Source organism: Marinomonas aquiplantarum (assembly GCF_003314975.1).
In the GTDB taxonomy this organism is placed as follows: Bacteria; Pseudomonadota; Gammaproteobacteria; order Pseudomonadales; family Marinomonadaceae; genus Marinomonas; species Marinomonas aquiplantarum.
Genome location: NZ_QNRF01000001.1, coordinates 493841 through 520197 on the forward strand (window position 1 = coordinate 493841; position 26357 = coordinate 520197).

At 46.6% G+C, this 26357-nt stretch carries 27 protein-coding genes; 15 read left to right on the plus strand and 12 right to left on the minus strand.

Features of this window, described 5'->3' with window-relative positions; translation table 11 throughout:
• Positions 1 to 2: 2 nt before the first annotated feature.
• On the plus strand, positions 3 to 809 hold the full coding sequence (locus DFP76_RS02360) for a sulfite exporter TauE/SafE family protein (protein ID WP_113873069.1): 807 nt from the start codon (positions 3 to 5) through the stop codon (positions 807 to 809).
• Between the two features lie 9 nt (positions 810 to 818).
• Here DFP76_RS02360 and DFP76_RS02365 read toward each other — a convergent pair whose 3' ends face one another.
• On the minus strand, positions 819 to 2105 hold the full coding sequence (locus tag DFP76_RS02365; RefSeq protein WP_113873070.1) for an MATE family efflux transporter: 1287 nt from the start codon (positions 2103 to 2105) through the stop codon (positions 819 to 821).
• Positions 2106 to 2520: 415 nt separating this feature from the next.
• Here DFP76_RS02365 and DFP76_RS02370 point away from each other — a divergent pair, with 415 nt between their 5' ends.
• Positions 2521 to 2724, plus strand: coding sequence for a hypothetical protein (locus DFP76_RS02370; protein WP_245931848.1), 204 nt, complete (start codon positions 2521 to 2523; stop codon positions 2722 to 2724).
• Positions 2725 to 2727: 3 nt separating this feature from the next.
• Positions 2728 to 3159, plus strand: coding sequence for a group II truncated hemoglobin (locus DFP76_RS02375; RefSeq protein ID WP_245931849.1), 432 nt, complete (start codon positions 2728 to 2730; stop codon positions 3157 to 3159).
• Between the two features lie 114 nt (positions 3160 to 3273).
• Here the strand turns inward: DFP76_RS02375 and DFP76_RS02380 are convergent, their stop codons facing one another.
• From DFP76_RS02380 to DFP76_RS02405, 6 genes are all read right to left on the minus strand, one after another.
• Positions 3274 to 3807, minus strand: coding sequence for a hypothetical protein (locus tag DFP76_RS02380; protein ID WP_113873071.1), 534 nt, complete (start codon positions 3805 to 3807; stop codon positions 3274 to 3276).
• Between the two features lie 450 nt (positions 3808 to 4257).
• Complete coding sequence (locus DFP76_RS02385; RefSeq protein WP_113873072.1) at positions 4258 to 5427, minus strand: GNAT family N-acetyltransferase; 1170 nt, start codon at positions 5425 to 5427, stop codon at positions 4258 to 4260.
• A 3-nt stretch (positions 5428 to 5430) separates the two neighbouring features.
• Positions 5431 to 6237, minus strand: coding sequence for a shikimate dehydrogenase (gene aroE / locus DFP76_RS02390; RefSeq protein WP_113873073.1), 807 nt, complete (start codon positions 6235 to 6237; stop codon positions 5431 to 5433).
• Positions 6238 to 6285: 48 nt separating this feature from the next.
• Entirely contained in the window at positions 6286 to 7230 is a 945-nt protein-coding gene (gene hemF / locus DFP76_RS02395) for an oxygen-dependent coproporphyrinogen oxidase (RefSeq protein WP_113873074.1), read from the minus strand.
• A gap of 69 nt (positions 7231 to 7299) precedes the next feature.
• Positions 7300 to 8247, minus strand: coding sequence for a lauroyl-Kdo(2)-lipid IV(A) myristoyltransferase (lpxM, locus tag DFP76_RS02400; protein ID WP_113873075.1), 948 nt, complete (start codon positions 8245 to 8247; stop codon positions 7300 to 7302).
• A 51-nt stretch (positions 8248 to 8298) separates the two neighbouring features.
• Positions 8299 to 8850, minus strand: coding sequence for a TetR/AcrR family transcriptional regulator (locus DFP76_RS02405; protein ID WP_113873076.1), 552 nt, complete (start codon positions 8848 to 8850; stop codon positions 8299 to 8301).
• A gap of 107 nt (positions 8851 to 8957) precedes the next feature.
• On the opposite strand from DFP76_RS02405, the gene lpdA reads away from it, so the two are divergent.
• A complete protein-coding gene (gene lpdA, locus DFP76_RS02410; RefSeq protein ID WP_113873077.1) occupies positions 8958 to 10373 on the plus strand; it encodes a dihydrolipoyl dehydrogenase in 1416 nt (471 codons plus the stop codon).
• Between the two features lie 170 nt (positions 10374 to 10543).
• Here lpdA and DFP76_RS02415 read toward each other — a convergent pair whose 3' ends face one another.
• On the minus strand, positions 10544 to 10897 hold the full coding sequence (locus DFP76_RS02415; protein WP_113873078.1) for a hypothetical protein: 354 nt from the start codon (positions 10895 to 10897) through the stop codon (positions 10544 to 10546).
• A 304-nt stretch (positions 10898 to 11201) separates the two neighbouring features.
• Between DFP76_RS02415 and DFP76_RS02420 the strand changes: the two genes are divergently transcribed.
• The 8 genes from DFP76_RS02420 to DFP76_RS02455 all read left to right on the plus strand — a co-directional run bounded on the left by DFP76_RS02420 (position 11202) and on the right by DFP76_RS02455 (position 18394).
• Positions 11202 to 12008 (plus strand): transporter substrate-binding domain-containing protein, encoded by an 807-nt coding sequence (locus DFP76_RS02420; RefSeq protein WP_113873079.1) that lies wholly within the window; start codon positions 11202 to 11204, stop codon positions 12006 to 12008.
• A gap of 55 nt (positions 12009 to 12063) precedes the next feature.
• Complete coding sequence (locus DFP76_RS02425) at positions 12064 to 12726, plus strand: amino acid ABC transporter permease (protein ID WP_113873080.1); 663 nt, start codon at positions 12064 to 12066, stop codon at positions 12724 to 12726.
• A 9-nt stretch (positions 12727 to 12735) separates the two neighbouring features.
• Positions 12736 to 13398 (plus strand): amino acid ABC transporter permease, encoded by a 663-nt coding sequence (locus DFP76_RS02430; protein WP_113873081.1) that lies wholly within the window; start codon positions 12736 to 12738, stop codon positions 13396 to 13398.
• Positions 13395 to 14117 carry an amino acid ABC transporter ATP-binding protein gene (locus DFP76_RS02435; RefSeq protein ID WP_113873082.1) on the plus strand — a complete coding sequence of 241 codons (723 nt, stop codon included), beginning with the start codon at positions 13395 to 13397 and terminating at the stop codon, positions 14115 to 14117. Before DFP76_RS02430 ends, DFP76_RS02435 begins: the two co-directional genes overlap by 4 nt.
• A gap of 69 nt (positions 14118 to 14186) precedes the next feature.
• A complete protein-coding gene (locus DFP76_RS02440; RefSeq protein WP_113873083.1) occupies positions 14187 to 15173 on the plus strand; it encodes a dihydrodipicolinate synthase family protein in 987 nt (328 codons plus the stop codon).
• On the plus strand, positions 15167 to 16105 hold the full coding sequence (locus DFP76_RS02445) for a 4-hydroxyproline epimerase (protein WP_113873084.1): 939 nt from the start codon (positions 15167 to 15169) through the stop codon (positions 16103 to 16105). The genes DFP76_RS02440 and DFP76_RS02445 overlap by 7 nt, the downstream gene beginning before the upstream one ends.
• Positions 16102 to 17346, plus strand: a complete 1245-nt coding sequence (locus tag DFP76_RS02450) for an NAD(P)/FAD-dependent oxidoreductase (RefSeq protein ID WP_113873085.1) — start codon at positions 16102 to 16104, stop codon at positions 17344 to 17346. Before DFP76_RS02445 ends, DFP76_RS02450 begins: the two co-directional genes overlap by 4 nt.
• A gap of 28 nt (positions 17347 to 17374) precedes the next feature.
• Positions 17375 to 18394 carry an Ldh family oxidoreductase gene (locus DFP76_RS02455; protein WP_113873086.1) on the plus strand — a complete coding sequence of 340 codons (1020 nt, stop codon included), beginning with the start codon at positions 17375 to 17377 and terminating at the stop codon, positions 18392 to 18394.
• A gap of 120 nt (positions 18395 to 18514) precedes the next feature.
• On the opposite strand, the gene DFP76_RS02460 is transcribed toward DFP76_RS02455, so the two are convergent.
• Both DFP76_RS02460 and DFP76_RS02465 read right to left on the minus strand, forming a co-directional pair.
• Positions 18515 to 20038, minus strand: a complete 1524-nt coding sequence (locus tag DFP76_RS02460; protein ID WP_113873087.1) for an aldehyde dehydrogenase (NADP(+)) — start codon at positions 20036 to 20038, stop codon at positions 18515 to 18517.
• A gap of 175 nt (positions 20039 to 20213) precedes the next feature.
• Positions 20214 to 20894, minus strand: a complete 681-nt coding sequence (locus tag DFP76_RS02465; protein WP_245931850.1) for a GntR family transcriptional regulator — start codon at positions 20892 to 20894, stop codon at positions 20214 to 20216.
• Positions 20895 to 21247: 353 nt separating this feature from the next.
• On the opposite strand from DFP76_RS02465, the gene DFP76_RS02470 reads away from it, so the two are divergent.
• Positions 21248 to 22714 carry an NAD-dependent succinate-semialdehyde dehydrogenase gene (locus DFP76_RS02470; RefSeq protein ID WP_113873088.1) on the plus strand — a complete coding sequence of 489 codons (1467 nt, stop codon included), beginning with the start codon at positions 21248 to 21250 and terminating at the stop codon, positions 22712 to 22714.
• 101 nt (positions 22715 to 22815) lie between these two features.
• The gene (gene gabT / locus DFP76_RS02475; RefSeq protein ID WP_113873089.1) at positions 22816 to 24093 is read left to right on the plus strand and encodes a 4-aminobutyrate--2-oxoglutarate transaminase; all 1278 of its coding nucleotides are present in this window, start codon (positions 22816 to 22818) and stop codon (positions 24091 to 24093) included.
• A gap of 99 nt (positions 24094 to 24192) precedes the next feature.
• Here the strand turns inward: gabT and DFP76_RS02480 are convergent, their stop codons facing one another.
• Positions 24193 to 24387, minus strand: coding sequence for a hypothetical protein (locus DFP76_RS02480; RefSeq protein WP_113873090.1), 195 nt, complete (start codon positions 24385 to 24387; stop codon positions 24193 to 24195).
• A 105-nt stretch (positions 24388 to 24492) separates the two neighbouring features.
• Here DFP76_RS02480 and DFP76_RS02485 point away from each other — a divergent pair, with 105 nt between their 5' ends.
• The gene (locus DFP76_RS02485) at positions 24493 to 25392 is read left to right on the plus strand and encodes a LysR substrate-binding domain-containing protein (RefSeq protein WP_113873091.1); all 900 of its coding nucleotides are present in this window, start codon (positions 24493 to 24495) and stop codon (positions 25390 to 25392) included.
• Between the two features lie 25 nt (positions 25393 to 25417).
• On the opposite strand, the gene DFP76_RS02490 is transcribed toward DFP76_RS02485, so the two are convergent.
• Positions 25418 to 26356, minus strand: coding sequence for a LysR family transcriptional regulator (locus DFP76_RS02490; protein ID WP_113873092.1), 939 nt, complete (start codon positions 26354 to 26356; stop codon positions 25418 to 25420).
• Position 26357 lies beyond the last annotated feature (1 nt).

A 26357-nucleotide genomic window follows, 5' to 3' on the forward strand; every position in this document is an offset into this window, starting at 1 on the left:
AGATGGCGGATTTACTCTGGTGGCAATACACACTCATTGCTGTCATTTTTATTTGGAGTGGTTTTGTTCGAAGTGGCTTAGGGTTTGGCGGCGCGGTACTCGCCTTACCTTTCTTATTACTGGTGAAAAACGATCCTCTGCTATTTTTGCCGATTATTTCCATCCACCTTTTGGTATTTTCCAGCTGGATTGCATGGCAAGGTTCAAAAGTAACCAAACAGCAGGCGAATAAAGCAGCAGAACGAGGCGAAGAACCGCAAGAAGTACAGGGCAATATTGCTTGGGGTTATTTAAAGAAAGCCTTGGGCATCATGATAGTGCCTAAATTAATCGGCGTATTTGGCTTGTTAACCTTACCGGGCAACATAGTCACTGGCGTAATTTTTGTTATCGTCGCCGTCTTTGCCGTGTCTTATATTCTCAACAAGCCTTTTTACACCAACAACCGAATTCTCGATACCGTCTTTCTGATGCTTGGCGGCTATGTTAGTGGCACCTCTTTGATTGGTGCACCTTTGATTGTTTCTGTCTTTGCCACCAAAGTACCGCGCCATCAATTACGCGATACGCTTTTTGTACTCTGGTTCATTCTCGTCACCATTAAAATGGTGTCTTTCCTGATCGCAGACATCGATCTACAACTGATTCACCAACTCTGGTTACTGCCTTGCGCGCTAATCGGCCACGTCTTTGGTCAAAAACTGCATAACCGCATCCAAAAAGCCGAAACACCTGTGTTCTTTCAATTCGTTGGCTGGGCCTTACTCACTGTCTGTGGCTTTGGTTTGTACTCAACCTTTATGCTGTAAATCACCAGCCTAAGGTTTAAACCAAACGCCTTTGCGTAAGTTACCTTGATAGCACCAATAAAGAGTCAGGGCGCGAGCAAGAAAGAGGGCGGCCTGACTTAACCAAAGTCCATGATTGCCTAACCCCTGAGTCATAAACCAAACGGGGAAGAAAACGCCAACCACACAAATGATCATGGTATTTTGCATCTGTTTCACACTGGTGGTGCCAATAAAGACACCGTCCAACATGAAGGACCAAATACCCAACAGAGGGAAGGTTATTAGCCAAGGTAGGTACAGTTTAGCTTCAGCTCGAACACTTTCTACATTGGTCAATAAGTGAATAATATGATCGCCAAATAGCCAAAAAATAAACATCAAAACCAACGCGGCCAGCAGAGCCCAATAAGTTGATAGGCGAATCACCTTTTGAAAGTTCTTCTTATCTTTACGGCCGTAGTATTCACCGCATAAGGCTTCCACTGAAAAAGCAAAACCGTCTAACGCATTGGAAATAATCATCAAAAAAGTCAGTAGTACTGCATTGGCCGCCAAAATAGCGTCCCCTTGACGCGCCCCTTGAGAGGTAAAAAACAGCATCACTAGCAACAACAAAATCGTGCGCACGAACAAATACCGGTTCACTCGAACCAAAGCCACATATTCACGCCACTTTATCAAAGCAGACAAAGGCACATGCCCGTCAAACGTTTGCAGCTTACGCCATGCCAAAAATAAGGCGAATACCACCCCGACGTAATGTGCCATCACCGTCGCCCAAGCAACACCATCACTGGCCATACCCAAACCGTAGACGGCGAAGTAATCCAATATCATGTTGACCAGGTTAATCACCAGCAACATCCATAACGGACCTTTTGAGTATTGCACGCCAAAGAACCACCCCATTAAGGCATAGCCTGCTAAGACGGCTGGCGCACTGTAAATACGAATCTCGCTGTAACTTTTTGCCCAAAGTGCCACTTCCGCACTGGGCGACATGAGGTGCAAAGCCAAATCAAGAATGGGACCACGAAATAGAATCAGTATTAGACCAATCACCAATCCCATTAAAATTGACTGCAACAAGAGTTCACGCACCCGCCGATAATCTTCTTGGCCTAAAGCTTGTGCGGTTAAGCCTGTCGATCCCATGCGTAAAAAACCAAACGCCCAAAATAGAAAGCTAAAAATGCTGGCACCAATGGCGACAGCACCAAGATAAGTGGCCGTGCCTAAATGTCCCACCACCGCTGTGTCGACTAAACCTAATAAAGGAGTGGTGATATTCGACACCATGGGTGGCCAAGCCATGTGCCAAATCCGCCTATTTAGCACCATATTAAGACGCCACGCGGACAATAAAGAGGCAAAAGAAAATTGGGACAAAGGATTCTCACATGTGAAAAAGGGATTCTGTGGATAAAAATCAACCAACTCAGGTCAATTTGATTCCAAAAAACTGTGGAAAATCATAGCAGTTATTCACACTATCTGTCATCAATCGCCTATTTTGCTCTTTTTTTGAACAAACTGGCCTGTTTTTTGCCCATTGCCTCCACTTTTGGTTTACTTGTCCACATATCCCCCGCTGACCACAACGCACCTTAACTCTCTCTAAAAAATTGGATAACTGGTGCTTTTTTCCACAATTCAAGCTACAAGTGCGCGGAATTTTGCTAAACTGGCGCCAACTTTTCATCTCTATTTATCTATCAGGAGAGCCAATATGATGGCGAAAAAACTTAGGCCTTACATTGAAGGTTTAGCAGTGGGCTGTGTCTTCATTAGTATTACCATGTTGTTTCAAATTCCTTTCTATATGAGTTTGATCATTGGCGCATTGGCAGCCATTGGCGGTTATCGCAATTCCATCAAAATGGATAAAGAAAAAGTCGCTAAACAGGCTCCTAAATCGACGGATGAAGAATAACGAATGACGGATCAAATGAAGCCTACTTATGGTGAAGGCGATGCAACATTGCAAGCTGTAGGTGGATTAGACGGTTTAAAACGTTTGGTTGAAAGTTTCTATCGCATTATGGAAAACACACCGGCATACCGCCCTTTGTTTGACATGCATCCTGCTGACACCCAGCTGAGTATCGACAAACTGGTGGCGTTTTTATCTGGTTGGATGGGCGGTGAACGCTTGTATGCTAAGACCTACGGCAAAATTCATTTGCCCCAAGCTCACGCGCATTTAGTGGTCACCGACAAAGAGAAAGCCATGTGGTTAAACTGCATGGCTGAAGCGCTAAACGAACAAAATTACCCTGACGCGCTGAAACACTATTTGATAGAGAAACTGGAATTTCCCGCGGAACGCATTCGACAAGTTAGTGATGCTATGCGGCATAATAGTTGAGAAACGGAAAATGCTAACAGAAAAGTCTAACTACTTCGTTCAAAAGGGATTTTACCCCTTTTGACCCCTAGTTATTCATTATCTGCTTTCCATTAAAACGCTTTGTATTCCCAACTATTCATAATTGCCACCAAAGTCCGTCGAAGATTTAAGAAGGGCACGCCAATCTAAAAATGATCCTAGCGATTTAAGCTGCCCATCATCAATAAATCTTCCTTTTGGAAGCTCTTTGTAACAATCTGCTACATATTTACTAACCACTTTAAAAATTTCTTGGTTACTTGCATCTCGCCCAATGTTTAATTCAGGAGCTAATTTATGAGTGCTATATTCAAATATTTTTTTACGAGTGCGAGTTATTCGTTTAGCCTTTACAGAAAAGTATTCACCTCGTATTTGCGAACCTAAAAAGTGAAGCCTGATGAAACCGACAATCTCGTTAAATTCCCAACACCCACCATACTTGTTAATCAAGTGTGTTTCATACTGAAACTTACGCTCAGGATTTCTTCTATGAAATTCTTTCTGAAAATCAACATGTTCCTTGGATCCTCCATACATAGTTTTTTCAATATAACTAGACCGTTGAATATAATATTTTTCTCTACTCAAACGATACACAGGCAATGTCAGGATTTCAGTACTCATATCTACCCTCAAATATTTTTTGCGCATTCAGCGATGAAGTTGTTTTACTTATTTTCAGAAGTTTATGTCTCTCTTTACTATAAAACCTCTATGTAAGTAGTGGACTGCTACCTCACGCAGAAGCAAAAGATATAAGGGAATAAACTCTCTACCCAGAAAAACGACGTTCGACGCAATCCTGATTGCGCGACCTTATAGTATTTTCCGAGCCTCAATAACAACCGACTTCCCTTAATAGGTTAATCAAATCAATACCTTACGTAATACACCGTTGTGCTAAAGCTTACTCAAGCAAAGCCAATGAGACGTTTGGGGCTGAAAGTCCGACAAAAGATTTTTTGGTTACTTTTGCATCGTTTGGCAAAAGTTACCCGCTCAGCAGAGCGGAAAAAAGCGAATAAATACAAAGCATTTGAAAAGAACTTGGCGAAGCTGATAAACCGTCGAACTTTAACTCTCTTTAAAAGGCAACAGCCCATGAGTTTCTTGATGATATTCCTGCACGGCTTGCGCTTCTTCTTCACAAAAGCGAGCGATGGCGTCACGAAATCCTTCATGGGCTATGTAGTGGATACTGTGGCTAAAAACAGGCTCAAAACCACGGGCAATTTTGTGTTCCCCTTGTGTACCAGGATCAAAATGCTGTAACCCTTTTTCCAGACAAAACTCGATGCCTTGGTAGTAACAAGCCTCAAAATGCAGGCAATCGACTTCTTCCATACAACCCCAATAACGGCCATACAAAGAGTGATCGTCAAAGAAACACCAAGACGCCGCTATGGCGTTTTCTCCCGTTTCTTCTTTACGGTAAGCCTGAACTAAGAGAATTTGTTCACCCATGCTTTCAGCCAATTGCGCAAAGAAGTCTCGAGTTAAATACCCTTGTTGACCACGTTTCGCGTAAGTGGATTGATAACACAGGTAAAAGAAATCAATGTCGGCAGGGCTTAACTCAGAGCCTAACTTGCGCTTAAGGGTCACTCCTTGTGCTGCGACTTTGTCCCTTTCTTTGCGCACAGCCTTCCGCTTGCGACTGGAAAAATGAGCGAAATAATCCGTCATGTCACGGTAATTTCGGTTAAACCAATGAAACTGGCAGGAAATTCGTTCTAAGTATTCCTCATCCTGTTTCAATACAGTGGCGTGCTCAGGTTTGGTAAAGAGCAAATGCCAGCTGGAAAACTCTCTTTGTTGGTTCGCTTGGGTTAAGACATCTGCAACCGTTCGATAGAGATGCATAAACGTAGCGTCATCACCTTTTGGGTCCAGATGAGAAAAGAGCCGAATTCCGGTAACAGGCGAGAAAGGCACCGCCCAAACTCGTTTTGGGTAATATCGAAAACCATAACGCTGAAACGCATCCGCCCAGGCCCAATCAAATACAAACTCCCCTTGGGAATGGGTTTTCAAATAGGTGGGAGCAATAGCGAGGGGGCTGTCATCCTCATCCATAACCAACAAATATTCTGGATACCAACCTGTGCCATCACCAATACTCTGGCTTTTTTCCAAGGCGTGATGAAAAGCAAACTGCGCAAAAGGGGACTTTGTTTCCCCAATGGCTTTATTCCAAAGGTCTTGCCCAATGTCCTCAACGGAAGTAAACCACTGCGCTTTCATCAATTAACCCGCCATTTGTTCTCGTAGACGCGCCACCAAAGAAGCGGTATCGGGGCGTGTTTGTCGCCACAGATAAAAGGCTTCCGCCGCTTGCCCAACCAACATACCCAAACCGTCAGCGCCTGCTGCACCCAGTTCATGAGCCCATTGCAAAAACACAGTGCGTTGTTTGCCATACATCATGTCATAACACCAAGTTTGTTCGCCCACCAGCTCGTCTTTCAATGGCGGTAATTGCCCAGACAAACTCGCAGACGTGCCATTGATGATGATATCGAACGGACCTTCTAACGCTTCAAAAGAAGACGCTAAGCAATCAAAATGATCTGCCAATTGCTGCGCTTTGGCGAGTGTTCTATTGGCAATGGTCACTGACGCTGGCTGTTCATCCAACACAGGTTCCAATACACCACGAACGGCACCACCGGCACCCAAAATCAAGATACGCTTATCTTTTAAACTCTGCTGGTGATTGATTGTAATGTCACGAACCATGCCGATTCCGTCGGTATTGTCGCCGAACAGGTCGCCATTTTTCGCCATTAGCAAGGTATTCACCGCACCAGCTTGTTTGGCTCTTTGGCTCAGCACATCACACATAGCATAAGCGCGCTCTTTAAAAGGAACGGTGACGTTTAAACCTTTTCCGCCTTGTTGGAAAAACTCGCGTACTTGTTGCTCGAACCCCTCGTCTTCACCAAGCAGAGTGGTGTATTGCATGCTTTGTTTTGTTTGCAGGGCAAATTCAGCATGAATCGCAGGTGATTTACTGTGGGCGATGGGGTTGCCTACCACGGCGTATTGATCCACAACACTTCCTCTTATCAATGAATGTTTTAACTGAGCTGGCCAGTTCTTCTATAGATTTTCCAGCCAGTTTCTTGAGGTCAAATAATATTCCGTCAATTTGGCTTCAGGACTATTTGGCTGTACTTGATACTCATAGGTCCAACGCACTTCTGGTGGCAAAGACATCAATATGGATTCGGTACGGCCCAAACCACTTTGCAGACCAAAATGCGTACCGCGGTCAAATACCAGATTGAATTCCACATAGCGTCCACGACGATGCAGTTGGAAATCGCGCTGTTGCTCGGTATAAGGTAAGTCTTTACGACGAGACAAAATAGGCAAATACGCTTGGCTAAATGCGTCTCCGACAGAACGCATCATGGCAAAACAATCGGCAAAGCTACCTTCATTAAAATCATCGTAAAACAAACCGCCAATACCACGGGGTTCGCCGCGGTGTTTCAGGTAAAAATACTCATCGCACCAGCTTTTAAATCGCTGATAATAGCCTTCACCAAAAGGCTCTACCGCTTGCTGGGCCATTTGATGCCATTGGATACAGTCTTCGTCAAAGCCATAATAGGGTGTCAGATCAAATCCGCCACCAAACCACCAAACTGGCGCCATACCTTCTTTGTAGACCACAAATAAACGCACATTGGCGTGAGAGGTGGGTGCCATTGGGTTCTTCGGGTGAATCACCAAAGACACGCCCATGGCTTCAAATCGACCACCCGCTAACTCAGGACGCTCAGCCGTCGCGGAAGGCGGCAGCTTATCGCCCATCACATGGGAGAAATTCACGCCACCTTTCTCAATCACATCGCCGTTGGCGATCACTCGAGTACGGCCACCACCGCCATTGGGTCTGTCCCAAGCGTCTTGGTGAAAGCGAGTGTTAGGTTCCAAACCTTCCAGCTCAGCACAAATCCTATCTTGTAATGACATAAGATAGTCTTTCACCGCTGCAATATCTTGCTCAGTCACGGTTGCCGTTTGGTGGTCAGACATAATTACTCCCCAAAATCATTTTTCCCAAAAACCGGTTGATGATATCGCTATGAAAATAAGACTTCATATCTAATACAAACGCGACCCATCAGGACGCGTGCGCAATAAATTCAACACCCACATGTATTGCTCTGGATGCGCTGAAATAAGTTGTTCTAAGGTTTGATTCATACGCTCTGCGTCGGCTTTTTCGTCACCCGTAGGGAAGTTTTCTAACGCCGGTAATATGTGCAGATGATATTGTTTACTTTGCGCATCATAAGCAGGCAACATAGGCACCACCACGGCATTAGACAACTTTGCCAACTTTCCTAAGCCTTTCATGGTGGCTTTTTCTGTGGCGAAAAAAGGCGCAAATACCGAATTTTGTGGGCCTAAATCTTCATCCGGTAGGTAGTAGCCTAAATAACCTTGTTTGATGGATTTTAAATAAGGTTTGATACCCGAATCACGATGATAAACCCGCGCCCCATATTGAATACGCTGCAAGTGAATCAACCAATCAGTAATGGGGTTTTTCTGATCTCGAATCATAGCGACCGTGTTAAAACCATGGGCGGTTAACATCACGCCAGCATAATCAATTGCCCAACAGTGCGGCACCAAAGCAATGACATTTTGTTGCGCTTGTAAGCGAGGAAACAGATGTTCTTCCCCATGAATCACACAACGCTGTTGATTATGACGCTTGCTACGGATTAAGAGTTCACCGTAGGCCAGAAAGAATTGCGCAGCCACTTGAAAGCTGTGTTTCAGCAAAGCTTCTCGCTCAGCTAACGACTTGTCAGGAAAGCATTCCGCTAAGTTAATTCGAGCACGTTTTAACGCACCGCTTTTGGTATTCAGCAAGCGTCCTGCAATCCAACTGGCCAGCGCATCTCGCCAAACCACAGGCACAAACGCCAGTAAAAAGGTGAAAGCCACACCAAGCCAAGTCAACCAAAAACGGGGGAGAAGGAAGCGCCACTGAAAGGTCGGGTTATAGAGCTTGTTGTCAGCTTTTTCGGGTGATTTCATTAAATTCTTCGCTTCTCATTGAATGCCCGTATGATACATGAAGTGGCGCACTCAACGCCACGCAGACACCACTTGTTCGAAGCAGTCTTCCTTACCAGTTGCCTGAACCAAAACCGAAGCACCGTGTAAGCATGCCAATAAACGCACAGCAGCTGATTCCGCGTTATCACCTGATAAAGCAGGTAAACGCGTTAAGACTTGCTGCAGCCACTGTAATTTCACCTCATAAAAGGCCGCCAAACTATCACTGACTTCGTCAGGCAGCACATGTTTGTCTGCCGTCAGCATAGTACATAAACTCATGTGCTTTTGATCAATCACTTTGGCTTTAAAACCATCAATAAAACCATTCAACATAGCTTGTGGCTCAAACTCAATCGTCATTGGATCGGGCAATTGTGAAGCAAACGCATGGGTGTAACGTTCCATCACTGCACTTACTAAGTCTCCCTTGGTGCGAAAGTGATAGTGAACACTTGCACTCTTAATGCCGATTTGCTCAGCGATATCACGAAAACTAAAGGCGCCATAACCACCAGCAATGATGTACTGCTCCGCCAAATCCATGATTTTGCTTTTGGTATCGACTTTTTTTGCTGTCATTCCACTCTCTCAAACTCATCTATCAACTGATAGGTATTTTATTGACCTAGCGTAAATCCTCAAGTTATATTGTATCTATCTACTGATAGGTAAAGAGGTGCTTTCCTATGAAAACATTTGATTTGATCGTACTTGGCAGTGGCCCTGGTGGTTATGCGGCTGCCTTTCGTGCTGCCGATTTGGGTTTAAAGGTTGCCATGATAGAACGTCACGCGGCCCTTGGTGGTGTGTGCTTAAACGTTGGCTGTATTCCTTCCAAAGCCTTGCTGCATGTGGCCGGTAAAATTCGTATGGCCGATGAAGAGGCTCACGGTGTGACTTATGGCAAACCTCAAATCGACTTAGACGCCATTCGACACCATAGACAATCTACCGTGGATACCCTCACGGGCAATCTCGCTTTGATGGCAAAAGGTCGTAAGGTTGAGATTTTCCACGGCGAAGGACGATTTTTATCCGCCAATCAAATCCAAATAACAAAACAAGATGAAACACAAAGTGATTCCACAGAGGTTTTGAACTTTAAACACGCCATCATTGCGGTAGGCTCAAGAGCGATTCGTTTGCCTTTTGTTCCTTATGACGACCCACGTATTTGGGATGCCACCAGTGCCTTACAACTTGAGCGCATTCCCGAGCACATGTTGGTATTAGGCGGCGGCATTATTGGCTTAGAGATGGCCACGGTTTATCAAGCTTTGGGGGCCAACATTACCGTTGCAGAGCTGGGTGATCAGATCATGACAGGAGCAGATAAAGATCTGGTTCGAGTCTTCGAACAAACCAACAAAGACCGCATGACCTTCCTAACGAACACCCAGGTAACGGATATACAAGCGACACCTGAGTCTTTACTGGTGCAGCTGAAAGATCAAACGGGTGAACGACAGCTAGCAGTGGATGCAGTATTAGTCGCAGTAGGTCGTTCTCCTAATGGCAAAAACGCTGGTATTGCTGACATAGGCGTGGATATCGACGATAGAGGATTTGTTATTACAGATAATCAATGCAGAACATCTGTACCTAATATCTTCGCCATTGGCGATGTCACTCATGGTCCTATGCTGGCCCATAAAGCCTCTCACCAAGGTCATATCGCAGCAGAAGTCATTGCCGGACACAAAGTGGATTTCCAACCCTTGGCGATTCCATCCATTGCCTATACCTTTCCAGAGGTAGCTTGGGTGGGGTTAACCGAAACCGCTGCGAAAACACAAAATATCGCGGTGAAAAGTGCGGTTTTCCCATGGAGTGCCAGTGGTCGAGCCATCGCTTCGGGCATCACTCAGGGCAAAACCAAACTCATCTACGATGAAGCAACAGAGCGTGTATTGGGCGCTGGCATCGTCGGCGCGCATGCTGGGGAATTGCTCGGTGAACTGACTCTTGCCATCGAATTTGGTGCCACCTTAGAAGACATAGCGCTGACCATTCATGCTCACCCAAGCTTGCATGAATCCGTTGGTTTGGCCGCCGAACTCGGGGCTGGCACCATTACCGATTTGCCGAACAGGAAACGTTAAACTCTTGTTTCAGACATTCGAACAAGGGGAAAGCGGATTTTGCTAACGTCTCTGAAGAAAAACGCCACATGATTGAGCCGCCAGTGCCAACAACAACTATTAAGTTTCGTGCGGAGCAAATGAACTAAATATTTTCTTATGATGAAACGTGATATTTAATAACGCTGAGATCAGCTGACATAAATAATGTGCTGGTCGGGGTCATAACAAAAATTTAAACGAATGATAATTTGCTCTTCATTCATATGCAGTTTAGAGGTGAGCCTAGGCACACCTCTGTCTGCCTTGTCTGCAAAAGCGTGCAATTGCTTTTCCAGCATTAACCAAGCCACATTATCCCGTTCCTCTTTAACCGCAATAAAGTGTGGTAAAACACTCCTACGATATTGCAAGTAGTGCAATGTATTTGTTTGTACTTCGCTGTATTCATTTTCATCGACAACTCGATAATCCAGTCCGAATACGGCCATTTCACGCTTTAATTGTGTCTGCCACTGCTTTAAAAATTGATGGAAATAGCTCAATCCGTGCCCCCAAGCAAATTCTCTCGTTATGCCTATAGTATCTCTTAATGCTAATTAAGATGGCAGAACCTCCCATTTCTCTAGAACATCACAAGCAAACACTCTGCAAACATATTCCATTATTAACTTGTCTTATAAGCAGGGTTAACTCGTCGTTCTTCCTGATATTTTTTGTCTAGCCAAACGAACCAAATCCCCCTTCATTGAAAATTTTTTGAACAACTCTGTTGACGCCTAATAAAGCCAAGTGTATTTTGGATACAAAATACACTTTTAATAAAAAACCAACAGGGGAACAAGCACAATGAAATTTCAATTAAGCGCTTTATTGGCAGCAGCAGGCATTATGATGTCGGCACAAACATACGCGGACACACTAGACAATGTGGTAGATCGCGGAACATTACGATGTGGCGTTGTGCTCGATTTCCCACCAATTGGCTACCGAGATGCGAACAATCAGCCAGCAGGGTTCGATGTCGAATACTGTCAGGATTTGGCGAAATCCTTGGAAGTTGAGGCCGAAATCATGCCGGTTACTTGGTCTGAGCGTTTACCTGTCATCGCAACAGGTCGCGCCGATGTGGTCTTTGGCGCGACGTCCGACACACTTGCCCGAGCTCGTACTGTCGGCTTCAGCATCCCTTACGCCATTTACTTTTCTCAAGGTGTTGTGAACGCAAAGAGTGGCATTAGCACCTTTGAAGACATTCAGGGCAAACGCGTTGCCGCTGCATTGGGCACCATGCCAGAACAAGAATGGCTAAAAATCGCCGAGCAATGGGGCGAAACCAATCTGTACCAAAGTTATCAGTCTGAAAACGAAGTGTTCCTAGCGGTTGCGCAGGGCAAAGCGGATATCGGTTTAACCACTAACACGGCGGTAAAGGCCATTACTCAGCAATACGACAGCCTAGACCCTGGTCCTCGCATGCCTTGGACACCAGACTACACGTCGATTGTCGGCAAACGTCAAGACATCACTTGGCTTAATTACCTCAATTTGTTTGTAACACACCAAGTGCGTTCTGGTCGTTACAACGAGCTCTGGAGTAAGTTCGTTGGTGCAGATCAAGCCCCCGAATTACGTATCCCTGGCGTTCTTTACTAAGCAATCAATGGAAATGCGCCTTACCCCTGTGTAGGGCGCTTTACGAGGTAAATCTATGTTTGATTACAACTTCCATTGGCGCCCCGTGCTAAGAACTTTGCCTGACTTGATTCAAGCAGGTCTGACCACGCTAGAAGTAGCAACCTTATCTATGGTCATAGGTATTCTGTTGGGGCTCTGTTTAGCACTGGCCCGAATGAATATGACCGGCCCCTTGAAGTGGTTAGCGGTGACTTGGATTGAACTGGCACGTAATACTCCAGCCTTATTCCAGCTGTTTTTCTTTGGCTTTGGTCTGGGTGCCATTGGTATCAACTTAACCCCTTATACCATCATATTGGCAGGGTTGAGTTTTAACTGTGCTGGCTATTTGGCGGAGAACTTTCGTGGTGGTTTTCAGGCGGTACCCGACACTCAACTCAAAGCGGCACGTTGTCTAGGTATGAATGCTTGGCAAGCCTATACCCGCATTGTCATCCCACAGGTATTTAGAGTGGTATATCACCCGATTACCAATCAAATGGTCTGGGCGGTGTTAATGTCATCCTTAGGAATGTTAATTGGTTTCCGTGAACTCAGCGGCGAAACACAATTCTTTGCCAGCCGAACCTTCCGTATTTTCGAATACTTCGCCGTAACAGCTGTGCTGTATTACGTAATCGTCAAACTCATCTTGGCCGTCAGTCGTTTGTTGGCCATGCGTCTGTTTCGTTACTAGGAGAATACTATGCAAGATTCCATCAGTTTCTTCACAGGCTTTGGCATCAACGACCTATTGTTTCTAGGTGAGGCAGCATTAAAAACCCTATGGATTTCAGCACTTTCTATTGCCATCGGTACTTTATTAGGCACCTTCTTTGGCTGGTTGCTACATGAAGGGAAACTCGTAGCGAGCTTCACTATTGCACCGATCTTAGATGTGTTTCGCTCTGTTCCGCTGATCATCCAATTGGTGCTGTTTTATAACTTCGCACCAATTATAGGGTTGAACTTTGACCCATTCGCTTCCGGCGTAGTGATCCTTACTTTTTATACTGCAGCTTTGGTGGCGAGCGTGGCTCGTGGCGGTATCGAGGCGGTTCCAGCGTCTATGCGTCGGGCATCTCGTTCCCTAGGAATAAGTTACTGGCAAGACTTGTTCTATGTGGTATTACCTATCGGTGGCCGCGCCGTTTTTCCCGCATGGATCGGCGTGGTGCTTGGGGTCATGAAAGACAGCGCCTTGGTATCGGTATTAGGCTATGTCGAACTACTTAAAGCCAGTCAGGTATTGATCACACGTACCCAAGAACCTCTTCTTATTCTCGCAATCGCTGGGGCTTTTTACTTCGCTCTGTCCTACCCGATTTCGCGCTACGCAAACAAGTTTGAACAAAGGTGGTCAAAATGATTCAAATTCGCGACCTACACAAGCACTTTGGCGACTTACATGTCCTCAAAGGCATAAATCTAGACGTTAATAAAGGAGAGGTGCTATCGGTAATCGGCTCCTCCGGCTCAGGTAAGTCCACCTTGTTGTACTGCCTCAATAATCTAGAACAGATCCAACAAGGTTCCGTGCATGTGGATGGCATTAACGTTCATGCTAAGGGCACAGATGTGAACAAACTACGCCAAAAGCTTGGCATGGTATTTCAGCAGTGGAATAGCTTTCCACATCTGACGGTATTGGAGAACGTATCTCTTGCGCCACGCATTGTAAAAGGCAAATCAAAAGGTGAAGCCATCGCCATGGCTGAGAAGCAACTCAAGCACGTGGGGCTAGGCGACAAGCTCAAGCATTACCCTAATTCTTTGTCTGGGGGGCAGCAGCAGCGCCTCGCCATCGCCCGAGCTCTGGCCATGGAACCTGAATACATGTTGTTTGACGAAGCAACTTCTGCTCTGGACCCAGAAAAAGTAGGTGAAGTTCTCGACACCATGCGGCTATTGGCTGAAGAGGGCATGACCATGATTTGTGTTACCCATGAAATGGGATTTGCCAAAGAAGTTTCTGACCGTGTTGCCCATTTCCATCAAGGCATCATGGAAGAAATCGGCCCACCAGAACAGATTTTTGGAGCGCCACAATCCGAACATACACGTAAGTTCTTAGCGAACGTGCGTTAACGATAAAAACACGATATGTTGAGTGTAGAACGCTGCGCTCATCGAAACATTTTCATAAGGTAAATAATCATGAATAAAGATGTATTCAACGGCGTAATGCCAGCTCTAATGACGCCATGCAAAGCAGACCGTACGCCTGATTATGATGCACTGGTAAAGAAAGGCCATGAAATGATCGCTGCCGGTATGTCTGCAGTGGTGTATTGCGGTTCTATGGGGGATTGGCCGTTATTGACGGATGAAGAGCGCATGGAAGGTGTTGAACGTCTTGTAAAAGCAGGAATCCCTGTGGTGGTAGGAACGGGTGCCATCAACACTAAATCCGCTGTGGCCCATGCGGCCCATGCTCAAAAAGTTGGTGCAGCAGGTCTTATGGTGATTCCTCGTGTTCTATCAAGAGGCTCTGTCATTGCTGCGCAGCGTCACCATTTCAAAGCCATTCTTGAAGCAGCGCCAGATGTGCCTGCGATCATCTACAACAGCCCAGTTTACGGCTTCGCAACCCGTGCAGATCTGTTCTTCAGTTTACGTTCAGAACACCCAAATCTAATCGGCTTCAAAGAATTTGGCGGCGATGCAGAACTACGTTACGCTGCAGAGAACATTACTTCTCGAGACGATGATGTTTTATTGATGGTGGGGGTTGATACGGCGGTGTTTCACGGTTTCGTCAATTGTGGCGCTGTGGGTGCCATCACGGGGATTGGTACGGCACTGCCTAAAGAGGTGTTACTGCTTACAAACCTTTCTCGCTTGGCTGCGCAAGGTCATGTTGAGGCACGCATTCGCGCTAAGGAATTGGAAGAAGCGTTTAGCGTACTGGCAAGTTTTGATGAAGGGCCAGAGTTGGTTCTATTCTTCAAATATCTGCTTGTCCTCAATGGTGAAGAAGAGTATCGCTTACACTTTAATGAAACAGATGAACTGAATGATGCGCAGCGTCATTACTGTGAACAACAATATTCTTTGTTCAAAGCATGGTTTGCTGATTGGTCTAAACAAGGTGGCGTGCTTTCTACTATCCAGGCAACAGACAAGCAGGTAACGGAATGCTAACCGTCATTGATAGCCATACTGAAGGCGAGCCGACTCGAGTCGTGCTAGAAGGAGGCCCTGATCTTGGATCAGGGCCTTTGTTAGATCGAGCTAAACGGCTCGCAACAGAGCACACAGATTTTTACCGCTCACTCGTGGTGGAGCCATACGGACAAGAAGCCATGGTCGGTGCATTATTAGTGGCACCCACGGACCCAAGCTGTGTCGCTGGCGTCATCTACTTCGATGCGGCCGCCGTGATCGGCATGTGCGGCCACGGCACCATAGGCTTGGCTGCGACCTTAGCTCATTTAGGCCGTATTGGTATCGGCACCCATAAAATAGAGACGCCGGTCGGTATTGTTGAAATCACCCTCCAAGATAAAAATACGGTCACAGTACAAAATATTGAAAGTTACCGTTTTCAAAAAGCCGTGACATTAGATGTTGAAGGCGTTGGTCCGGTTACTGGGGATATCGCCTATGGAGGCAATTGGTTCTTCATTGTCGACGAAAGTCCTACTCCAGTGTTGCCCGACAACATCCGCACTCTAACCGAAGTGGGCATAAAAGTTCGAGAAAGCCTCTATGCCAATGGTATTGAAGGAGAGAACGGCGGCATCATTGACCACATTGTTTTTTATGGCCCAGCTTTAACCAACAAAGGACACACACGCAACTTCGTGCTTTGTCCAGACGATGCCTACGATCGCTCTCCATGTGGCACAGGCAGTTCGGCACGCCTATCTTGTTTAGCGGCGGACAAGCGTCTTGCCCCGGGTGAAAAAATCTACCAAGAAAGCACCATAGGTAGCGGCTATACCCTAAGCTATCAGCAGGGCAGCAAACCAGTTGGCATCATTCCATCGATTACAGGACAAGCTTTTATCACGCGTGAAGCAAAAATGATCATCAATCCAACGGATCCACTGCGTCACGGTGTACCTCTATGAAGCAGTCTTACGATGTCATTGTCATAGGTGCTGGCATCATAGGTGTGGGTGCTGGACTGAAATTACAGCAAGAAGGTAAGCAAGTCTTACTGCTCGACAGCAAAGGAGTCGCTGCGGAAACCTCTGCCGGTAACGCGGGGGCTTTTGCTTTTGCCGATGTCATCCCTTTGGCAACCCCCGGTATTATGCGCAAAGCACCAACCTGGTTACTGGATCCTTTAGGGCCGCTGTCCATTCGCCCAGCCTATGGGTTAAAGATTCTCCCTTGGATGCTGCACTTTTGGCGCGCCAGCTGGAAGGATCGCTATGCTGCGGCACTTAAAGCCCAAGCAGATCTAATGGCCCTTTCGAAAGCCGCCCTTGAGCGTCAGATTGAAGGGGTTAATGGCGAGCATTTAATCCGACGAGAAGGGCAGCTTCAGCTTTATGAAGGTGCTGCTGAGTTTCAGGCTGCCATGGCCAGCTGGGAAGTACGTAAAGCGCATGGCGTGCAGTTTGAATTCTTAGATAGCCCTGAGGCCATCGCCAAGATTCAGCCAGGGATCGACCCACGCTTTACCCATGCAGGGTACACCCCTGAGTGGAAGAACGTGGTTGATCCTAAAACTTGGACAGAGCACCTAGCCAATGCCTTCATAGCCCTTGGAGGCAACATTGCGAACCAAAAAGTCACCGCCATCACTCCCCAAGAAGGTCATGTCAGCGTAGAGAGCGACACCACCGTTTTGCGAAGCAAGCATGTAGTAATCGCCACCGGAGCTTGGTCTAAGTCATTATCGGCCGATTTAGGGGACAGTGTTCCACTGGATACCGAGCGTGGGTACAACACCACCTTGCCTGCAGGGGCGTTTGAGCTAAAAACCCATGTAACCTTTAGTAATCATGGCTTTGTTGTCACTAAAGCGGGGGAAGGCATACGCATAGGCGGAGCAGTCGAACTTGGCGGCTTACACCTTGCCCCTAATTATAAACGAGCTGATTTACTGCTAAAAAAGGCCAAAGACTTCCTACCAGAGCTAAACATTGAAAACGGCACGCCATGGATGGGCTTCCGTCCATCCATGCCAGACAGCTTACCTGTGATCAGCTTCGCCAAAAACAGTCAGCAGGTACTCTATGCGTTTGGTCACGGCCACCTTGGGTTAACCCAATCAGCCGGTACGGCAGAACTCATTGCCGATATGATCCAAGGGCGAGACCCAGATATTCCAACCCAACCTTACCGAGCACAACGCTTTTGATGCATATAAAACTATAATGGAGGCCACAATGAGCGACACGATTAACCTTAGCCTTAACCAAGTTCGTGAGCTAAGTGAGTCAACCTTAATCAGCAATGGCTTTAACGAACAGCATGCCCAAGCCATCACTGACATCATTTACACTAACCAGATAGGGGATTGCCAATCCCACGGTTTGTATCGCCTATTTATGTGTGTGGAAAGCATTCGTTCCGGTCGTGTTAATGGTACATCAGAGCCGACCATTATTGATGCCGCCCCATCTGTGGTGCGCGCAGATGCAAACGACGGTATCTCCTTGCTAGCGTTGCGCGCAGCCATGCCCCTGTTGATCAAAAAAGCCAAAAACAATGGCGTGGCGGCTCTCGCGATTAATCGCTGCTTCCATTTTTCCGCCCTGTGGCCAGAAGTCGAGATGTTGTCTACCGAAGGACTCGCGGGCATGGCCATGCTACCCAGTCACGCTTGGGTCGCACCTGCTGGAGGAACGCGAGGGTTACTCGGCACCAATCCTTTTGCCTTTAGTTGGCCGCGAGATGGTCAAGCCCCTTTCACTTTTGACTTCGCCACCAGCCAATTCGCTCGTGGTGAAATAGAACTGTACCGACGAGCAGGCAAACCTCTACCAAACGGTGTCGCTATTGATAAAGATGGCCAACCTACCACGGACGCCGAAGCGGCCATGGATGGAGCCATGTTGACCTTCGGCGGACACAAGGGTTCCGCATTATCTCTGATGATTGAATTAATGGCAGGCCCGCTAATCGACGACCTAACCAGTAAAGAGAGTATGGAATTCGCCGAAGGCAAGCCAGAAGCACCTTATCATGGGGAGATCATCCTAGCTTTCGACCCAAACCTTCTCAGTGGTGGCCGTGTCCCTCAAAATCACGATCGAGCCGAACGCTTATTTGCTGATGTTCTCGACCAAGGTGCCCGCTTACCTTCCCAGCGTCGTCAGGCAGCACAGGCAGCTAATCAAGCCAAAGGTTCTGTTGAGATATCAACAGCCCTCTATGAAGATTTACTTAAGCTGAAACAAGCATAGTCTTATCAGTATTAATAAGGTGCGTTTTGCTGGCAAGAGAAGATTAGAAGCCCAACAAAAAAGCGGTGTTCGCTAATAGCCAACACCGCTTTTATTTTGTCTTAAGAAAGCGCTACTGCATTATTGAGCGAGGTCTTTTGGTAAGAGTCTATCTGGGATATCTTGGTAACAGACAGGTTGTAAGAAGCGGCGGATGGCCATAGTACCTACCGACGTTGCTCCAAAGTTCGTGGATGCAGGGTATGGCCCACCGTGAACCATGCTGTCACATACTTCAACACCGGTTGGGAAAGCATTAGCAAGAATACGACCCGCTTTGCGCTCCAGCACAGGCATAAACGGCTGAGCTTGGATTATGTCCTCATCATCAAGATGTAAGGTACAAGTCAGCTGGCCTGCCAAATTTTTCGCTACTTGCAACATTTCACCGATGCTAGAAGCCAATACCACAATACCCAATGGGCCAAACACTTCATGAGCTAGATCGCCATTTTTCAGCCATTCACCAGCTGTTGTGCTGTACAAACAGGGTGTCGCGTTGCGATCACGGCATTCTGTAGTAACCACTTCACGCACCTCTGATAGATCAGCAATGCGTTGTTGACCTTGACGGTAAGCATTCGCTATACCATCCGTCAGCATGGTTTGAGCAGGTACAGACGCTAAAGCCTCAGCGGCTTTGGCAACAAATTTATCCGCTTGAGGACCCGCCAACATAACGGCCACTCCTGGGTTAGTACAAAACTGACCTGCCCCCATGGTAAGCGAGCCAGCCCAACCCGCCGCCAGCTCATCACCGCGACTGTCTACCGCATGAGGAAATAGAAACATGGGGTTAATAGAACCTAATTCACCAAAGAAAGGGATAGGCTCAGGGCGCTGGGCACATAAATCAAATAAAGCTCGCCCCCCCCGTAAAGAGCCAGTAAAGCCAACCGCTTTGATCAAGGGATGTTCTACTAGAGTTTGACCGACTTCAAAACTTTCGCCACTGTCTTGAATCACGCTGATCACACCCGCCGGCATAGCGCAACGCTGTACCGCCGCATACAAAGCTTCCGCTACGATTTCAGCGGTGCCTGGGTGAGCAGGGTGACCCTTCACAATGACCGGACAACCCGCCGCTAAAGCTGACGCCGTATCACCACCCGCCGTTGAGAAGGCCAACGGGAAATTAGACGCTCCAAACACAGCCACAGGACCAATAGGACGCTGCATCAGGCGCAGATCCGCACGGGGTAAAGGCTGACGGTCAGGTAGGGCGCTGTCATGGCGACGATCTAGATATTCCCCATCCAGAATGTGCTGAGCAAACAGACGTAGCTGGCCGCAAGTACGGCCACGCTCCCCTTGTAGTCGAGCTTCTGGCAAGCCAGTCTCCGACGAACCAATAGCGGTAATGGCGTCTCCGCGAGCATCGATTTCATCCGCTATAGCATTTAAGAACGCCGCACGCTCTTCACGCGTCTTGCCGCTGAACTCATAGAATGCGTCTTCAGCTGCATTCACAGCTTGGTCAACCAATGCTGCCGAACCGCTAGAAAAGGTGTGGGCATCACCATGAGCAGGCGATGAGGTAAATTTCTGTTCCGATTCGATCCACTGACCCGCAATCAAATGCTTACCATGAGGCTTGAAAGACATAAGATGGTCACTCCAATAAATAATGTATTTTGTATCCAATTTTAATTGAACACTATTTTTGGGCGTCAAACAAGGCTAGAGCACTGATAGGAAGACATCACGGAATAAAGATTGAAGTAACAGAAAGATAAGCCCTAGATAGGCTTATCTCTTTTAGGAATAGGGAGAGAGTGCGCTACTGAGCCGCGCGAGTGGCCTCAACAAGGGCGATGACTTGTTCTTTGGTATTCACAAGGTGATCTCGCAAGCAGGCTGTTGCCCCTTCAATATCGCCCGCTTTGGCATAATCCAGCAACATTTGGTGGTCATGGCTGGCGCGGTCACGATTATCCAGCTTATCAATGTGCATACTCACGTAACGGTTGGCCTGTAAGGTGACACGGTCGAGCAGACTTTCGGTCATATGACGGCCAGCGGCACAATAAAGTAAACCATGGTATTTCGCGTTTAATGGCCCCCACTCGGCGACGTTTCCAGCATGATAGGAAGCTTTCATCTCTGCAAGAATGTCATCACATTCGGCAAACAGGGTGTCTGTCATATTAGGAATGGCTCGAGCAAACAAGTCCACTTCGAGTAACGTTCGCACATCGAAGATTTCGGCAATTTCTTCAATAGAATGTTTCGTCACCGTGGCCCCGCGGTTATTTTGAAATACCAATAAGCCCTCAGCATCCAAACGCTTGAGCGCTTCACGCACAGGCATACGCGACACATCATATTCTTCCGCCAATAATTCTTGACGAATTAAAGCCCCTTCTTCTAATTCACCCGAGAGAATACGCTGACGTAAATCTGCCACTATGACATCCGGTAGACTTTGACGTACCACCGCTCTTTTTTGAGCCAATTTCATTACCTCATCTTTTTCATTCTAGCCATTATATCAATACAAGCAGCAGAGTAAGAGCTTGTGGATCAGACGAAGCAAACCCTTGCCACATTGTATCAAACCTCGCCCTTAGGCAGTACGGTAATCTAATAATGTATTTTAACCAAGCTTACCAATGGCTGGTACAGAGCAATACCTCCTGATGAGTATTATGTTTGAATATCATCAAACAAAGCATTGATAGCTTCTCATTTTTCAACGCTTTGCCTTTGCCTACTATCGAGAACTACAAGTAATCGATTGCAACTAGCAGTACCGTTTTTGTTATGGTTAGTTAGGTACTGAATTTTTCTCCACAGCCAAGTCTGGAGCTTATTATGAATGTCACACTTTCTCAGCCTGAATTGTTGAAAAGCCACTCTTACGTTGGTGGTGAATGGATTGCGGCCAAATCTGGAAATACTTTTGCTATTACCAACCCTGCCAATGGCGAGCACATTATTGATGTAGCGGACCTTGGAGCAGAGGAAACCACTCAAGCCGTGGAAGCGGCTGAAAAAGCGCAAAAAGCATGGCAAGCACTGACGGCCAAAGAACGCGCTACGTTATTGCGCCGTTGGAATCAGTTGATTCTGGACAATCAAGATGATCTCGCCAAGTTGATGACCCTAGAACAAGGTAAACCTTTTGCCGAAGCCAAAGGGGAAGTGGCTTATGGTGCGTCTTTTATTGATTGGTTTGCGGATGAAGCTCGTCGTCTATACGGTGATGTGATTCCTACTTTCGCGAACGATCGTCGTGTCCTTACCATCAAACAAGGCATCGGCGTTGTGGCAGCGATTACCCCTTGGAACTTCCCAATTGCCATGATTACCCGTAAAGCCGGCCCAGCGTTGGCAGCAGGTTGTACCATTGTCATCAAACCGTCTGACGAGACTCCTTTGTGCGCCCTTGCTCTAGCAGAGTTAGCTCATCAAGCAGGTATTCCAGCTGGCGTACTGAACGTTGTTGTGGGCAAAAATGCCAAAGACATTGGTGGTGTACTAACAGGTAACCCCATTGTCCGTAAGTTAAGTTTCACAGGCTCAACGCCGGTAGGGAAGTTGCTACTGTCACAATGTGCGCAAACCGTGAAACGCACCTCTATGGAATTAGGCGGAAACGCACCTTTCATCGTCTTTGATGATGCAGATCTAGACGCGGCAGTGGAAGGGGCGATTAACTCTAAATATCGCAATGCTGGTCAAACCTGTGTGTGTGCAAACCGCATTCTTGTGCAAGAAGGCGTATACGATGCTTTCGCTGAAAAGCTAGCTCAACGTGTTTCTGGCTTTAAGACAGGTGATGGCTTCGCAGAAGGCGTCAACATTGGTCCTCTTATTAATGGCGCAGCCATCAGCAAAGTCGAGCAATTGGTTGAGGACGCTGTCTCAAAAGGTGCTAAAGCCCTTATTGGTGGCGGTGTCGCGCAAGGTGCTGGGGCGCAATTCTTTGAGCCTACAGTACTTACTGGCGTGACCGAAGCAATGGACATTTTCTCCAATGAAATCTTTGGCCCTGTTGCGCCGTTGTTTAAGTTCAAAACCGAAGAAGAAGCCGTTGCCATGGCTAACAATACCCCATTTGGCTTGGCATCTTATTTCTATTCCCAAAATTTAGGTCGTATCTGGCGTGTTTCTGAAGCATTGGAATACGGCATGGTTGGCATCAACGAAGGCTTGATCTCCAGTGAAGTTGCGCCATTTGGTGGTGTGAAAGAGTCCGGAAGTGGCCGTGAAGGTTCTAAATACGGTATCGATGAATACGTTGAAACCAAGTATTTATGCATGGGTGGCTTAGCCTAAATAAGTACCTGAGCCATTAGGCTCAATCAGTAGATTTAATGACAAAAAAGCCAGACTGAGTTGCTGGCTGGTATAACTCTTTCATAGCTAAGGTAACGTAAATGAAAAACGCTGATTTACAAAAACGCAAAGAAGTGGCCATTGCTCGTGGTCAAGGCAACATGGCTCCTCTGTACGTTGACCGTGCAGTGAATGCGGAAATTTGGGACGTGGAAGGTAAGCGTCACATTGATTTTGGTGCGGGGATTGCGGTGGTCAATACAGGTCACAATCATCCTAAAGTGAAAGCCGCTGTGCAAGCACAGCTAGAGCGCTTCACACACACTTGCGTTATGGTTAGCCCTTATGAATCAGCGGTTGAGCTGGCGGAGAAACTTAATGCGGCGGCCCCTGGCGACACACCTAAGAAATCCATCTTTGTGACAACGGGTGCAGAAGCAGTTGAAAACTGTGTGAAGATTGCTCGTGCTCATACTGGCCGTCCAGGCATTATCGCGTTCAACGGTGGTTTCCACGGTCGTACCAATATGACCATGGGACTAACAGGTAAAGTAAACCCTTACAAAATTGGCTTTGGTCCATTCCCAAGCGATATTTTCCATGTCCCTTTCCCGAATGACTACTTAGGCATTACAGAAGAACAAGCACTTGCTGACCTGCAAATGCGCTTCACTTGTGACATTGAACCTTCTCGCGTTGCGGCTATTATCATTGAGCCAGTGCAAGGTGAAGGGGGTTTCTACATGGCGTCTGCCAGCTTCCTACAGAAGCTTCGTGCTTTGTGTGATGAACACGGCATTTTGTTGATCCTTGATGAAATCCAAGCGGGTTTTGCTCGTACTGGTACTATGTTCTGCCACGAACAAGCAGGCATTGAAGCGGATCTAATGACAGCGGCGAAAGGCATCGCTGGCGGTTTCCCAATTGCTGCTGTTGTTGGTAAAGCCGACATCATGGACGCTCCAATTCCCGGTGGTTTGGGCGGTACGTACGGTGGTTCTCCAGTGGGTTGTGCAGCAGGCCTTGCGGTATTTGATGTCATCGAAGAAGAGAAACTGTGTGAACGTGCTGTGCAAGTGGGTGACCACTTTGTCAAACACCTAACTGAAATGCAGCAAGCCTACCCGAACATCATTGGTGATGTGCGTAATGCCGGCGCTATGATCGCGGTAGAATTCGTTCACGATGGCGATGTAAACAAGCCATACCCAGAGTTAGCGAAACAATTGTCAGCGAAAGCTGCTGAAAACGGTTTAGTACTTCTGTCTTGTGGTATTCGCGGTAACGTTATTCGTTTCCTACCAGCCTTAACCATTGAGATGGACATCATTGATGAAGGTATGGAAATCTTCAAGCGCTGCTTCAAAGAGCTTGTTTAACGACCTTCTTAACGGTCTTCCGTTCAGCTTGTCCTTTTTAAGGTAACAAGCCTCTAAGCCACTTACTCTGTAAGTGGCTTTTTTTATGTCTCAGGGAGACTATAAATGATCACGTTTATCGTATGAATCATAAGGCGGAAGACCCAAATCCTTTCTTAAATATTCAGGTAAATTACGGCTCTCTAAATGCACTTCACGTAATTCTTCGCGTCTTTTTCTTTCCTCTTTTTTCGCTTTTAACTTATTGTTTAAGTTTAATATTTTCTGGTTTAGCCACAACAATAATGCCCACATGCTCTCACCTCCTGTTGAATTATTACTTTATTCTGGTGGTAAAAGCGGGTAAAAACGAATGTTATATTCTTACGGTAAAGATTAGAAAATCTTATGGAAAAGCCTATGAGCCACAGAGTGACGCACCTCAAAGCCAGTCATTATTTCTCCGTTGCTAGCCAGACCTTAAGCTACACCAAAGCGGCAGAACAACTGAATGTCTCTCAAGCAGCGGTTAGCCAACAAATTCGCTTATTAGAAGAGTATCTGGGCGTGTCTTTATTTTATCGAGTTGGGCGAGAAATGCGTCTTACGGTACATGGCCAAGAGTTGGCGCTTCATCTAACACAAGCTTTCGAACACGTAAGTAAAGGCTTGGAAAGCGTCAAACTCGAACCACTGGAAGGTACCTTGCGGGTATCCGGTTTACAAAGTTTCGTGTCGCTTTGTTTGATGCCTAAATTATGGCGATTTTCTGATCTGTACCCTGGAGTGAATGTGAAACTGTTTTCTTCTGACGAAAGGGAAGACATCCACTCAGGTAAAGTGGATGTCATTATCGATAATCATAAGAATACAGACAGCAATGCTGAGCAAGCGTTACTCCTATCTTCCGAAGTCATCCCTGTGTTTTCACCCGCCTTAGCAAAGAGAATCGGTGTGCAGCAGCCAACCGATTTACTGCGTTGCTGGCTCATTCAAGTGGACTTACCTCAGTATCGTTGGCGTACTTGGTTCAATGAACAACAGATTTCCGCTCTCAACAGTGACAACTTACTGTGGGCAGAAGTCACCTCTTGGTATATGGGCATTAGTGCGGTTAAAGCCGGCCATGGCGTATTTTTGTGCCCTAGGTTTATGGTACAAAAAGAATTAGATGAAGGCTCTTTGTTACAGGCTTACCCTAAAGCACTTAACACGCCCATTGAATTCTATTTATGCTACGCCAAAAGCTCACCACGGAAAAAAAGAATACAGTCTTTTGTTGATTGGCTATTGGCAATAGACAACCAATGCGGCTGTTAAGACAAGTATTCCCGCTATCTTAGCTTCAATAAGGCGCGACGATGAGTTCTTCTACCGTCTGATGTAATACTCGAAGGAATAACTCACGAGGTTTATTCGGCTGAGTGGTTTTCTTACAAATCACGGCGACCCCCAAAGTATAGGACTTACTGTTGGGTGCAACCGCAAGGATATCGCCTCTATCCACATAAGGTTGGGCGTATTGTTCCGGCAAAAAGCCTATGTATTGACCTGATAAAATGAGTGCTAAGCGACTATCGTAAAAGTAAGATATGGCGGTGAGATTCATGTGTGAAATTTGTTCACTCACGGCTTCATGAGGTTTTAAACCAGCATGAGTTGCAGGATAAATGTCGGCTTGCTCTACTTGTTCAGCTTCAGACAAACTCGCTAGCGGATGGTGCTTACCGCAATACAGATAGCAGTCGTCGCTGTACAAATGTACGTAATCCAGACCATCTAATTTGCGATGATAAGGAATAAAACCAATATCAGCTTCATCGTTTAGTATCATTCTCTCTATATTCGACATGGATGATACATTAGTGGTAATGGATACCTCTGGGGCATCACTGACGAAACGTTGAATTAACTCCGGGAAGTGACTACGCGGATCCAAGCTCACTTTATCTGATAAGGCGAGTCTTAGCTGACCTGTCAAACTGGCATTGAGATTATTCACTGTGGTTCGGAACGCATCCAGAGACTCCAGTAGCTTTTCCGTCATCTCATAAATAATGATGCCTTCTTCGGTCAGGGAAAATCCCCCTCGGCCACGTTTGCACAAGACTAAGTTCAAGCGCGCTTCTAGGTTCGAAATATGCAAGCTGATGGTTGAACGACCAATGTTTAATGAAGTTTCCGCTGCTGAAAAGCCGCCACAGTCCACTACCGTCTTGAATACTTTAAGCTGTTTGATTTCATAATCACCAACTTGTCCTAGTGAATAGTTTTTTGCGCTCATC

Bases quoted from the DNA above. Each gene is read 5' to 3' on its own strand.
- DFP76_RS02360 (WP_113873069.1), top strand. From the start codon at position 3: ATGGCGGATTTACTCTGGTGGCAATACACACTCATTGCTGTCATTTTT.
- DFP76_RS02365 (WP_113873070.1), bottom strand. From the start codon at position 2,105: ATGGCTTGGCCACCCATGGTGTCGAATATCACCACTCCTTTATTAGGT.
- DFP76_RS02370 (WP_245931848.1), top strand. From the start codon at position 2,521: ATGATGGCGAAAAAACTTAGGCCTTACATTGAAGGTTTAGCAGTGGGC.
- DFP76_RS02375 (WP_245931849.1), top strand. From the start codon at position 2,728: ATGACGGATCAAATGAAGCCTACTTATGGTGAAGGCGATGCAACATTG.
- DFP76_RS02380 (WP_113873071.1), bottom strand. From the start codon at position 3,807: ATGAGTACTGAAATCCTGACATTGCCTGTGTATCGTTTGAGTAGAGAA.
- DFP76_RS02385 (WP_113873072.1), bottom strand. From the start codon at position 5,427: ATGAAAGCGCAGTGGTTTACTTCCGTTGAGGACATTGGGCAAGACCTT.
- hemF (WP_113873074.1), bottom strand. From the start codon at position 7,230: ATGTCTGACCACCAAACGGCAACCGTGACTGAGCAAGATATTGCAGCG.
- lpxM (WP_113873075.1), bottom strand. From the start codon at position 8,247: ATGAAATCACCCGAAAAAGCTGACAACAAGCTCTATAACCCGACCTTT.
- DFP76_RS02405 (WP_113873076.1), bottom strand. From the start codon at position 8,850: ATGACAGCAAAAAAAGTCGATACCAAAAGCAAAATCATGGATTTGGCG.
- lpdA (WP_113873077.1), top strand. From the start codon at position 8,958: ATGAAAACATTTGATTTGATCGTACTTGGCAGTGGCCCTGGTGGTTAT.
- DFP76_RS02420 (WP_113873079.1), top strand. From the start codon at position 11,202: ATGAAATTTCAATTAAGCGCTTTATTGGCAGCAGCAGGCATTATGATG.
- DFP76_RS02425 (WP_113873080.1), top strand. From the start codon at position 12,064: ATGTTTGATTACAACTTCCATTGGCGCCCCGTGCTAAGAACTTTGCCT.
- DFP76_RS02430 (WP_113873081.1), top strand. From the start codon at position 12,736: ATGCAAGATTCCATCAGTTTCTTCACAGGCTTTGGCATCAACGACCTA.
- DFP76_RS02435 (WP_113873082.1), top strand. From the start codon at position 13,395: ATGATTCAAATTCGCGACCTACACAAGCACTTTGGCGACTTACATGTC.
- DFP76_RS02440 (WP_113873083.1), top strand. From the start codon at position 14,187: ATGAATAAAGATGTATTCAACGGCGTAATGCCAGCTCTAATGACGCCA.
- DFP76_RS02445 (WP_113873084.1), top strand. From the start codon at position 15,167: ATGCTAACCGTCATTGATAGCCATACTGAAGGCGAGCCGACTCGAGTC.
- DFP76_RS02450 (WP_113873085.1), top strand. From the start codon at position 16,102: ATGAAGCAGTCTTACGATGTCATTGTCATAGGTGCTGGCATCATAGGT.
- DFP76_RS02455 (WP_113873086.1), top strand. From the start codon at position 17,375: ATGAGCGACACGATTAACCTTAGCCTTAACCAAGTTCGTGAGCTAAGT.
- DFP76_RS02460 (WP_113873087.1), bottom strand. From the start codon at position 20,038: ATGTCTTTCAAGCCTCATGGTAAGCATTTGATTGCGGGTCAGTGGATC.
- DFP76_RS02465 (WP_245931850.1), bottom strand. From the start codon at position 20,894: ATGAAATTGGCTCAAAAAAGAGCGGTGGTACGTCAAAGTCTACCGGAT.
- DFP76_RS02470 (WP_113873088.1), top strand. From the start codon at position 21,248: ATGAATGTCACACTTTCTCAGCCTGAATTGTTGAAAAGCCACTCTTAC.
- gabT (WP_113873089.1), top strand. From the start codon at position 22,816: ATGAAAAACGCTGATTTACAAAAACGCAAAGAAGTGGCCATTGCTCGT.
- DFP76_RS02480 (WP_113873090.1), bottom strand. From the start codon at position 24,387: ATGTGGGCATTATTGTTGTGGCTAAACCAGAAAATATTAAACTTAAAC.
- DFP76_RS02485 (WP_113873091.1), top strand. From the start codon at position 24,493: ATGAGCCACAGAGTGACGCACCTCAAAGCCAGTCATTATTTCTCCGTT.
- DFP76_RS02490 (WP_113873092.1), bottom strand. From the start codon at position 26,356: ATGAGCGCAAAAAACTATTCACTAGGACAAGTTGGTGATTATGAAATC.